At 44.9% G+C, this 11,122-nt stretch carries 8 protein-coding genes and 1 rRNA gene; 1 reads left to right on the forward strand and 8 read right to left on the reverse strand.

Annotated features, from left to right (window positions below; translation table 11 throughout):
* Positions 1–89: 89 nt before the first annotated feature.
* The 6 genes from ilvA to ilvC all read right to left on the reverse strand — a co-directional run bounded on the left by ilvA (position 90) and on the right by ilvC (position 8,669).
* A complete protein-coding gene (gene ilvA / locus L2740_RS20715; RefSeq protein ID WP_248951934.1) occupies positions 90–1,640 on the reverse strand; it encodes a threonine ammonia-lyase, biosynthetic in 1,551 nt (516 codons plus the stop codon).
* Between the two features lie 28 nt (positions 1,641–1,668).
* Complete coding sequence (gene ilvD / locus L2740_RS20720) at positions 1,669–3,516, reverse strand: dihydroxy-acid dehydratase (protein WP_248951935.1); 1,848 nt, start codon at positions 3,514–3,516, stop codon at positions 1,669–1,671.
* A 137-nt stretch (positions 3,517–3,653) separates the two neighbouring features.
* Positions 3,654–4,577 (reverse strand): branched-chain amino acid transaminase, encoded by a 924-nt coding sequence (locus L2740_RS20725; RefSeq protein ID WP_248951936.1) that lies wholly within the window; start codon positions 4,575–4,577, stop codon positions 3,654–3,656.
* 4 nt (positions 4,578–4,581) lie between these two features.
* A complete protein-coding gene (ilvM, locus tag L2740_RS20730; protein WP_248951937.1) occupies positions 4,582–4,848 on the reverse strand; it encodes an acetolactate synthase 2 small subunit in 267 nt (88 codons plus the stop codon).
* Positions 4,849–4,949: 101 nt separating this feature from the next.
* Positions 4,950–6,629: an acetolactate synthase 2 catalytic subunit gene (gene ilvG, locus L2740_RS20735; RefSeq protein ID WP_248951938.1), complete on the reverse strand. Its 1,680-nt coding sequence runs from the start codon at positions 6,627–6,629 to the stop codon at positions 4,950–4,952.
* 558 nt (positions 6,630–7,187) lie between these two features.
* Complete coding sequence (ilvC, locus tag L2740_RS20740; RefSeq protein WP_248951939.1) at positions 7,188–8,669, reverse strand: ketol-acid reductoisomerase; 1,482 nt, start codon at positions 8,667–8,669, stop codon at positions 7,188–7,190.
* A gap of 173 nt (positions 8,670–8,842) precedes the next feature.
* Here ilvC and ilvY point away from each other — a divergent pair, with 173 nt between their 5' ends.
* Positions 8,843–9,715 carry an HTH-type transcriptional activator IlvY gene (gene ilvY, locus L2740_RS20745; RefSeq protein ID WP_248951940.1) on the forward strand — a complete coding sequence of 291 codons (873 nt, stop codon included), beginning with the start codon at positions 8,843–8,845 and terminating at the stop codon, positions 9,713–9,715.
* On the opposite strand, the gene L2740_RS20750 is transcribed toward ilvY, so the two are convergent.
* Positions 9,701–10,651 carry a LysR family transcriptional regulator gene (locus tag L2740_RS20750; protein WP_248951941.1) on the reverse strand — a complete coding sequence of 317 codons (951 nt, stop codon included), beginning with the start codon at positions 10,649–10,651 and terminating at the stop codon, positions 9,701–9,703. The two genes, ilvY and L2740_RS20750, sit on opposite strands and share 15 nt — an antisense overlap.
* A 367-nt stretch (positions 10,652–11,018) precedes the next feature.
* Positions 11,019–11,122 (reverse strand): 5S ribosomal RNA (gene rrf, locus L2740_RS20755); the annotation flags it as partial.

Below are 11,122 nucleotides of genomic sequence, written 5' to 3' on the forward strand. Positions count from 1 at the left end.
CTTTTACTTTATCAACTCATTAGATCTCATAGTTAATACAAAAAAGGCAACCTAATATAAGGTTGCCTTCAACACTCTAGCAAACGCTATCAATCGCGATTATCCAAAAACAGTTGATAAGCCGGACTTTGAGTTTCCTCTTGATATACAAAACCTAATTCAGTTAAAAATTGCTGAAACGGTAAGCTATCGCTTGCAGGTACTTCAAAGCCTGCCAACACTCTGCCGTAAGCCGCACCATGATTACGATAATGGAATAAACTGATATTCCACTTACTCTGCAATGTGGTCAAAAACTTAAACAGCGCCCCCGGATGTTCTGGAAACTCAAAACTAAACAAGCGTTCTTCTATCGGCTCTGGCGGTTGACCGCCGACCATATAGCGAACATGCAGCTTGGCGGTTTCATCATTCGATAAATCCTGCACCCCAAACCCTTCAGACTCGAGCTTGGCAATAATCTCATCTAATTCTTGTTGGCCATTCGACAATCGAATACCGGCGAACACCACTGCTTTATCACGACTACTAAAGCGGTAGTTAAACTCAGTCATTGCTCGTTGCTCTAGCAGTTCACAAAAGCGCAGAAATATTCCCGGACGCTCTGGCACTTTCACTGCCAAAATAGCTTCTTTTTGCTCGCCTAATTCACAGCGTTCAGACACATAACGTAAGCTGTGAAAATTAACATTAGCACCACTTAAAATCGCGCCAAGCTTTTCACCTTTGCCGTTAGTGCCGATATACTTTTTCAGCCCAGCTAACGCCAGCGCACCAGAAGGTTCTGCAATGGCGCGGGTATCTTCAAAAATATCTTTCACCGACGCACAAATTTCATCGGAGGTGACAGTAATAACATCATCGACATATTCACGCGCAAGTCTAAATGGCTCTGCACCTATTTGCTTAACCGCCACGCCATCAGCAAACAAACCCACTTGCGGCAACACCACCCGTTCATCGGCATCAAGGGCCGCTTTCAAACAGGCTGAGTCTTCAGGCTCTACACCGATGATTTTAACTTGTGGCATCACGGCTTTGTAATAAGCAGCAACACCTGCAATCAAGCCACCACCGCCAACAGGCACAAATACCACTTCAAGATCTCGTTGCTGTTGTAGCATCTCCTGTGCAACCGTGCCTTGGCCGGCGATAACCGCCTCATCATCAAATGGCGCCACATATACGCGCCCTTCATCGCGAGCCAAACTTTGAGCATGATCATTGGCTTGATCAAATGCTTGCCCGTGCAGCACCACTTCACCACCTAAACGCCTAACCGCATCGACCTTAATGTCGGGGGTAGTTTCAGGCATAACAATCACTGCACTAATGCCGCGAGCCGACGCCGACATAGCCACCCCTTGGGCATGGTTACCAGCAGATGCACACACAACGCCGCAAGCGCACTCGTCAACATTCAGCTCTGCAATCTTATTGTAAGCGCCACGCAGCTTAAAAGAGTGCACTGGTTGCATGTCTTCACGCTTTAAAAACACCTGACAACCTAAACGTGCTGACAGTTTATTCATACTCGAAAGCGGCGTGACTTTAGCGACATCGTAAACCGACGACAGTAAAATTTTTTGCAAATAATAGTGGGCTAAATCCAGTTGCGATTGTGATGCTAAAGCCAACATAAACTACCTCTTAAACCCGTTAAATCCATTACACCAATTTACTGGTATCGCGCACTGCGCCTTTATCAGCACTAGTTGCTAAAAGCGCATAAGCTCTAAGCGCTAGCGATACTTGTCTCTCGCGCCCAAGCGGTTTCCAGGCATCTTTGCCAAGTGCTTCCATTGCTGTGCGGCGCGCAGCTAGCTCAACATCGCTAATCGCCAATTTGATAGAGCGCGCAGGAATATCAATCTCAATACGATCACCATTTTGCACTAAGCCAATAGTGCCACCAGCAGCAGCTTCTGGTGAAACATGGCCAATAGATAAACCCGATGTACCACCAGAGAAACGGCCATCAGTAATAAGTGCACACTTAGTGCCTAATCCACGTGATTTTAAATAGCTAGTGGGATACAACATCTCTTGCATACCCGGGCCACCTTTCGGGCCTTCATAGCGGATCACTACCACATCGCCCTCAACCACTTCGCCACCTAAAATGCCAGCAACGGCATCATCTTGGCTTTCATACACTCGAGCGCTGCCAATAAAAGTGTGATTTTCCACTTCAACGCCTGCAGTCTTGACGATACAACCATCAACAGCAACATTACCCGCTAACACAGCTAAGCCGCCTTCTTGGCTAAAGGCGAATTCACGACTACGAATACAGCCCTCTTTACGGTCATCATCAACGCTGTCCCAACGGCAATCTTGGCTAAAGGCTTTAGTGGTCGGAATACCAGCAGGGCCAGCAGAGAAGAACTTATGCACCGCAGCGTCATCACTTTGGGCAATGTCGTATTTAGCCAATACTTCAGCAAGATTTTTACCCGCGACATGATAAGCGTTATTATGCAGTAAGCCTGCTCGATCTAGTTCGCCTAAAATACCCATCACCCCGCCAGCACGATGCACATCTTCCATATGATATTTGGGCGTTGCAGGCGCGACTTTACAAAGGTGCGGTACAAGGCGAGATAAACGATCGATATCCGCCATAGTGAAATCCACTTCAGCTTCTTGCGCTGCCGCAAGTAAATGCAGCACTGTATTACTAGAACCGCCCATGGCGATATCAAGTGTCATCGCATTTTCAAAAGCATCAAAGTTAGCGATATTACGTGGTAATGCAGACTCGTCATCATCGCGATAATAACGCGTCGCTAGATCCATAATGCGGCGACCAGCCTCTAAGAAAAGTTCACGGCGATCAGCGTGAGTTGCCAGCATTGAGCCGTTGCCCGGCAATGATAAACCTAGTGCTTCGGTTAGGCAGTTCATTGAGTTAGCAGTAAACATGCCTGAGCATGAACCACATGTTGGACAGGCACTACGCTCAATCTTTTCACTGTCTTCATCTGATACGCGCTCATCAGCACCAGCAACCATAGCATCAACCAGATCTAGCTTAATCAGTTTATCTGACAGCTTAGTTTTACCCGCTTCCATCGGGCCACCAGAGACAAAAATCACCGGAATATTCAGTCGTAGCGATGCCATTAGCATGCCGGGAGTGATCTTGTCGCAGTTAGAAATACACACTAAAGCATCGGCGCAGTGAGCGTTGACCATGTACTCAACACTGTCGGCAATCAGTTCACGTGACGGTAAGCTGTAAAGCATACCGCCATGTCCCATTGCTATGCCGTCATCCACTGCAATAGTATTAAACTCTTTAGCGATACCGCCGGCTTCTTCAATTGCACCAGCAACTAATGAGCCCATGTCTTTAAGATGCACATGCCCCGGAACAAACTGAGTAAACGAGTTTGAAATGGCAATAATTGGCTTACCAAAATCGTTATCCTTAACGCCTGTTGCACGCCATAATGCGCGCGCGCCTGCCATATTACGGCCTTCGGTACTGGTTGCTGAACGTAGTTTTGGCATTGCTTTATCCTTGATATCAAATGGGTCACTCTTTGACCCATTTATGCTGATTCTTTATTACTTAACCCAACCGAGTTAAGCCACTTCAATTTGTTTTCTGTGTGTATCGTTAGATAATTAATCGGAGCTTATGGATGTTATAACACCTCTAACCAGCCCCATTTATCTTGGGTTTCTCCGTTAAATAAACCAAAGAAACTTTGCTGAATTTGTTTGGTGATCTCACCACGCTTACCGCTACCGACTTCAATTCTGTCGACACTGCGCACCGGCACGATTTCAGCCGCTGTGCCGGTCATAAAGATCTCATCGGCAAGGTAAAGAAACTCACGTGACATTGGCTCTTCAACCACTTCATAACCTTGGTCTCGCGCCAAGGTAATAATGGTGTCTCGCGTTAACCCCATCAGAATAGCGGCAGTAGCTGGCGGTGTGTAGATTTTGTTCTTTTTAATCACAAATATATTAGCGCCAGCCGCTTCGCTAACAAGGCCGTTAGTATCAAGCGCAATACCTTCATCGAAACCGTTGCGCTTAGCTTCGGTAGAAATTTGCAATGAAGAAAGGTAATTACCGCCCGCTTTTGCGCCAGTCGGAATCGTATTGGGCGCTAAGCGATTCCATGACGTTACCGCCACATCAACACCTGCATCCATACTGTCTTCACCTAAGTAAGCTCCCCAAGGAAAAGCAGCAACCATCAAGTCACACTCAGCATCTTTTGGCGGGGTAATACCCATGCCGACATCACCATAAAAAGCTAGCGGGCGGATATAAGCACTACTTAAGCCATTACCTAGTACCGCGTCACGACAAGCTTGCATCACGCCATCAAAACTATAAGGGATTGGCATACGATAGATTTTGGCTGAATCAAATAAACGCTGCACATGCTCAGTTAGTCTAAATCCAGCTGGGCCATTTGGCGTGTCGTAAACTCGAATACCTTCAAACACCGACGTACCATAATGCAGTGCGTGAGACATAACATGAACCTTAGCATCACCCCAAGGCATCATTTCACCATTGAACCAAATTAATTCTGCTGTTTTAGCGGCCATCTTCTCACCCTTTCTGTTTTGCTAATGCTGCACTTGGATCACTGACTAATACACGGCAGTCAATCACATCAATCAGCTTATTTATTTGATTAGTCAGTAAGCCTATCTCACGCTCACTCTCTACCAACATATCAATGCTGGTACTGTTATTACTGTTAAGCTGCATACTTAAGTTAGCGACTTTAAAACCCCGATGACGAGCAACGCGCAAAACACGCTCTAGCACTTCTGGTCTTTGCTGCACGTTTAACGCTAATGAGTAATTGTTCATATCCCTGCTCTCCATCTTGCTTCAATACTGTTGTTTTAATGCTTTAGCTTTAATACTTGTTTCAAGTCAGTCATGCCGTAATGGGCTTAAACCAATACCAATTAAGTTTGCTTATCCATCTCTTCCATCATGTCTTGGTTTGAGGCTCCCGGCGGCACTAACGGCCATACATTGTGGGCATCATCAATCGATACATGCAGCAAGAAAGGCCCTTCGCTATTGAGCATTTCATCTAAGCCAGCTTCAACCTCGCAGGCCTTAAAAATATTGCGTCCTGGGATCTCAAACGCCGAGGCCATTTTTACAAAATCAGGGTTATCTGAAAGGTCGGTTTCGCTGTAGCGCTCTTCAAAAAACAGCTGCTGCCACTGCTTGACCATGCCAAGCTTTTGGTTGTCGATAAGCAGGATTTTTACTGGCAAGCGCTTGCGCTTAATGGTGGTAAGCTCTTGTACATTCATCATAAAAGAGCCGTCGCCCGATACGGTTACTACCGCTGCATCAGGGCGTGCCACTTTAGCGCCAATGGCTGCGGGTAAGCCAAAGCCCATAGTGCCGAGACCTGCGCTTGAAAGATGATCTTCAGGGCGATTAAAAAACATATGCTGGGCAACCCACATTTGATGCTGACCAACATCACAAGCGACAACACTGTTTTTAGGTAGCTTTTGCGCCAGACGGTTAAGCATAGCAGGAGCATAAATCAGTTCACCCGGTCGATCGTAACGCCATTGATGCTCTTGCTTCATATGCTCGACTTTTGCTTGCCAAGCAGCAAACTGCTGACCCATATTCTGGCTAAGCGCCGGTAATATCTGACGTAAATCACCAGCGATAGCCACTTCAGGTAAACGTAATTTGCCAAGCTCGGCCGCATCGATATCAAGGTGAATAACTTTGGCATTTTCAGCAAAACTAGCTAAACGCCCCGTTACGCGGTCATCGAACCGAGCGCCAACAACAATCAATAAATCACACTCTTGTACCGCAAGGTTTGCCGCCTTTGAGCCATGCATACCCAACATGCCCAAGTAACCAGGAGTATCAATAGTGATAGAACCTAGGCCTTTTAGTGTGGCAACCGATGGAATCCCGGTAACCTTGATGAAATCTCTAAGTTGTTCAACAGCACTTGCCATACCTACGCCACCACCAACATATAGCATTGGTTGCTTAGCCTGCTCGATAAGAGCCCGCGCATTATTTAACTGCTCACTGGTATGTTCAGGCTCACTGTTAATTGCTTGTAGTGGGGTTTTATATTCCAGCATGGCAATTTGCACATCTTTAGGAATGTCCACTAATACTGGACCCGGACGGCCAGATGCGGCGATTTCAAATGCTTTGTAAAGCGTCGGCACGAGCTCATCAACATGACTCACCATAAAGCTGTGCTTAGTGCAGGATAACGACATCCCTAGAACGTCGATCTCTTGAAACGCATCAGTGCCAATAACCGCTGTAGAAACTTGGCCAGTAATGGCAACGACAGGAACAGAGTCGAGTAGCGCATCCGCAAGTGATGTCACTAGGTTGGTTGCACCGGGGCCTGATGTAGCAAAGCAAACGCCGGTTTTGCCGCTAGCTCGTGCGTATCCTACAGCCGCAAAGGCCGCGCCTTGCTCATGTCGACTCAGTAAGTGTTCAACAGGGCTACCGTATAGCGCATCATAAATAGGCATGATGGCACCACCAGGGTAACCAAATACGGTTGTAACCCCGTGGGCAGCAAGCGCTTTAATAACCGCATCAGCACCTCGTATCATTTGACCTTGTTCCATTTGTGCTGCTCCTTTTTGCCCTTGTTCCATCTATCAGCGCTCCACTACAATTAACAGATTTTTTAAGGGCTTAAATACATAATTTATTTGGTATACCCCTTAAACGAAAAAACCCCCGTTCCTTTCGGAGCGGGGGTTTTTGCAATCTTTAACCTAAGTTAGGTATGTCGATTCGATATGCGCAGCCCCCGCTGTGATTTAATAATCACGACGGTAATAATCACAATAATCAGCTGGGCAGCGTGGTTGAGCATATTCGACTTGTATCCTAATCAGATTCTTTGCTTAAATTCGATGTCGTTTAAAACGCGACCATTAAGAAGTACCACAAAGCCTACAAAAAACACAATAAAAAACTTTTACACATCAAAAATAATCATGTTGAGCTAAAGGCGTTATTAGCTCTAATCATGAACATCATCATGCTCTGCCTAACCGATTTACAGTCATTAAGTTGTTAATCGTTAATGTTTTATCAAAAATGATTTTTATCTCTAAGTTCATTAAACCTGTCAGGAGCGATAGCTAATTTCTCTATCAACTCCTGACAAAAAATAATTAACTTTCTTCAACAATACGCTTCATTTCGGTCATATATCCGCGTAGCTCAGCACCAATTTCTTCAACTGCTGTGCCGCGAATGGCTGCGTTTACTTCAATCAGGCGCACATTATCTACACCATTGCCACTATCTTGTAGGCCAGCACCAAGATACTCAGCAGACATATTTTTCACATAGTCACTTAGCAATGGCAGCGCAGCATGGTTAAACAGGTAACAGCCATATTCAGCAGTATCAGAGATAACCACATTCATCTCATATAAACGTTTGCGAGCAATGGTGTTTGCTATAAGCGGCGTTTCATGTAGTGACTCATAGTAAGCAGATTCTTCAATAATCCCTGCGGCAACCATAGTATCGAACGCAAGCTCAACACCAGCTTTAATCATCGCCACTAAGAAAATACCTTTATCGAAATACGCTTGCTCATCAATGTGTTCATCACAGCTTGGCGCATTCTCAAAGCCAGTATCATTGGTCTCACTGCGCCACTTAAGCAGATTAGCGTCATCGTTAGCCCAATCTTCCATCATGGTTTTAGAAAACTCTCCGCCGATGATGTCGTCCATATGCTTTTCAAACAATGGCTTAAGAATAACTTTAAGCTCTTCAGCCATATCATAAGCTTTGATCTTGGCTGGGTTTGATAGACGGTCCATCATGTGAGTGATGCCGCCATGTTTAAGTGCTTCAGTGGTGGTCTCCCAGCCTTGCTGGATCAGCTTAGCTGCATAACCCGGCTCTACACCATCGGCAACCATCTTCTCATAACCTAGGATTGCACCCGTTTGCAGCATGCCACATAGAATGGTTTGCTCGCCCATTAAGTCGGATTTAACTTCAGCAATAAACGATGAGTGCAATACACCCGCGCGATCACCACCGGTTGCACTTGCATAAGCTTTCGCAATATCAAAACCTTCGCCTTTAGGATCATTCTCAGGGTGAACCGCAATCAATGTTGGTACACCAAAGCCACGCTTATATTCTTCACGTACTTCAGTACCCGGACACTTAGGTGCCACCATGATTACCGTGATATCTGGGCGTACTTGCATACCCTCTTCAACGATATTAAAACCATGAGAATAAGACAGGGTTGCACCTTGCTTCATTAACGGCATAACTGTGTTAACGGCATTTGTATGTTGCTTGTCGGGAGTTAAGTTAAGTACTAGATCTGCATCAGGAATAAGCTGTTCAATAGTACCGACACGAAAGCCATTACCCGTCGCCTTTTGATAAGAATCACGCTTTTCGGCAATCGCCTGTTCACGTAATGCAAAAGAGATATTTAGACCTGAGTCTCGCATATTCAAGCCTTGGTTTAAGCCTTGTGCTCCACAACCAAGAATGACGATGTTCCAGCCTTTAATAAAATTGCAGCCGTCACTAAATTCACTGCGGTCCATAAAGCGGCATTGTGCCAGCTGCTCTAATTGTTGACGCAAATTCAACGAGTTAAAATAGTTAGCCATCTGATATACCACCTTGATTCTGGACATTTAAACGGGATGACTCTTACCGAGCCACTCTGTGATTGAAATCACTATAGCGCATGCCATTCATTGCTTAAAATGATATATTCGAAACTTCATATTGCATTTATTGCAACATAACATCTATTCAGACCTAGCTGCGGAGAAGTATCTTGGATATTCGTACCATCAAACTTTATCTTCATCTTGCAGACAGTTTGCACTTTGCTAGAACTGCGCAAGCTATGCATGTCAGCCCATCAACGCTAAGCCGCGCAATGCAGCGGCTTGAAGATGAAGTAGGTGTGCAGTTATTTCAACGTGATAATCGCAGCGTAACCTTAACTAATGCCGGCGTAGAGTATCGCCATTTTGCAGAGCTAACGTTGAATGAGTGGGGCAAACTAAGAACTAAAATCGATCCTAAGCAAAATGTATTAAGAGGTAAGCTAAATATTTATTGCTCAGTAACTGCAGCCTATAGCCATCTGCCAGCATTATTAGACAGGTTTAGGCGTGAACATCCTTTGGTAGAGATCGCCCTAACAACTGGCGATGCCGCAAATGCCGTTAATGAAGTCATTAATAATCGCGCCGATATTGCGATTGCCGCATTACCGGATCCGTTCCCAGATAGTCTGTACTTTGCCAAAATAGATGACGTACCATTATCCATTATTGCACCAACTTTCAGGTGTCAGGTACAAGAGCTGTTAACCGAATCTTATATTCCCTGGGATAGATTACCTTTTATCGTGCCCGAACATGGCCCAGGAAGGAAACGAGTTGATAGCTGGTTTAAGTCATTAGGGTTAATCCCTAATATTTATGCACAAGTCTCAGGGCAAGAAGCGATCGCATCAATGGTTGCGCTTGGGTGTGGTGTCAGCATTACTCCAGAAGTGGTGATCAACAACAGTCCGGTAAGAGATAGAATTCAATTACTGACCTCCCCAATCGATATCCCTCCCTTTGAGCTAGGCTGTTGCTGTAAAGTAAAGCGCCAACAAGAGCCTGTAATTGATGCTTTTCTAAAAGCTATTTAATAACTCTACTTCCGAGAGAGGTTGAACCCCATTAATAATCAAATTTCTAAGCCAGCTATGGCTAGGGTCTAAATTAAAGTGCTTGTGCCACACCAATACATAAGCGCCTGGTTCAACCTTTACTGGCACATCAAGACAAACCAAATCATAGTCAGCAATCATCTTCATCACATACTTACGTGGCGCGCATAAAATAAGGTCGCTATGGCCACATAAGTCTAACGCACTATTAAAGTCAGTCATATTCACAGCAATATCGCGCTGTAAATGCTGCAGCTTAAGTACATCATCTAGCAACCAATGCTCTAACCCACCAAAAGCTACCTGTAAATGACGATATTTAAGAAAAGTGTCCAGATCCCAAGTCTCTTTTAATAACGGATGATTGCGCCTTACTAGGCAAACAGGGTAGTCGCGGATCAGTTCAGCATAACCCAACTCCTCGGGTAAATTCTTCATATGCAACAAAGAACGGTTATCCCACTCACGGCAAATGATCCCCATATCGATTTCACAACGCAGTAACTTATCCATACTGTCATGGGACCAAGTCTGACTATTAACACTAACTAATGGGGCATCTTTCAGAAGTTTAGGCATAAAGTGCGGATAACTTAGCGAGTAAGCTGTTTCAACAACATGCATTCGAAATCGGCGCTGACTTTCAGCTGGTTCAAAAGTACTTGGTCGAGTAAATTGATCTAGCTTCTGTAATACAGCTCTTAATTCTGGAGCGAGTTCTAACGCCCTCGGGGTTGCTTTAAGGCCATATGCGGTGCGTTCAAACAATTGATCATCGAAGGTATCTCTTAACTTATTGAGTTGTTTACTCACAGCGGACTGACTTAAATGCAAACGGGATGCGGCCGCAGTTACGCTTTGCTCTTCAAGCAACACCTCTAACACTCTAAGTAAATTAAAATCCAATTGTTTCACGCGCACCTTCTGTTAAACACACCGACCTACAGACATCATAAAGCCTTTATGACTCAGGAATAACAGAAATTAAGACAATATCTGATATTCAATCGATAAAAATTAACTGTAAATGTTCTACGACCTAAATGCTTATGCGAAGAGTCAATTATACGAAGCATATGATCGCCCTCAGTTCGCCTAGCGAACATATGGAGCTGAAAGCAAGGTGTTTTGAGTACGTGTTGAATGTTTAGAGGGGATGGCAGTAAAGGATAGTAAAGTGCAATTCCTTGGATAGACGTTTATCTATAAAAGGCAGACTTTGTATAAATTATAGACGTAAAAAAGCCCGCTACATCGTAGCGGGCTTTCTCACTAATTTGGCGCCTGGAAATGACCTACTCTCACATGGGGAGACCCCACACTACCATCGGCGATATTGCGTTTCACTTCTGAGTTCGGAATGGATTCAGGTGGTGCCACAACTCT

This window comes from Shewanella pneumatophori (assembly GCF_023283895.1).
GTDB classification, from domain to species: Bacteria; Pseudomonadota; Gammaproteobacteria; order Enterobacterales; family Shewanellaceae; genus Shewanella; species Shewanella pneumatophori.

What these genes read in the sequence shown, in the direction of transcription:
- ilvA (WP_248951934.1), bottom strand. Translation starts at nt 1,640, where the DNA reads ATGTTGGCTTTAGCATCACAATCGCAACTGGATTTAGCCCACTATTAT.
- ilvG (WP_248951938.1), bottom strand. Translation starts at nt 6,629, where the DNA reads ATGGAACAAGGTCAAATGATACGAGGTGCTGATGCGGTTATTAAAGCG.
- ilvM (WP_248951937.1), bottom strand. Translation starts at nt 4,848, where the DNA reads ATGAACAATTACTCATTAGCGTTAAACGTGCAGCAAAGACCAGAAGTG.
- ilvC (WP_248951939.1), bottom strand. Translation starts at nt 8,669, where the DNA reads ATGGCTAACTATTTTAACTCGTTGAATTTGCGTCAACAATTAGAGCAG.
- ilvD (WP_248951935.1), bottom strand. Translation starts at nt 3,516, where the DNA reads ATGCCAAAACTACGTTCAGCAACCAGTACCGAAGGCCGTAATATGGCA.
- L2740_RS20725 (WP_248951936.1), bottom strand. Translation starts at nt 4,577, where the DNA reads ATGGCCGCTAAAACAGCAGAATTAATTTGGTTCAATGGTGAAATGATG.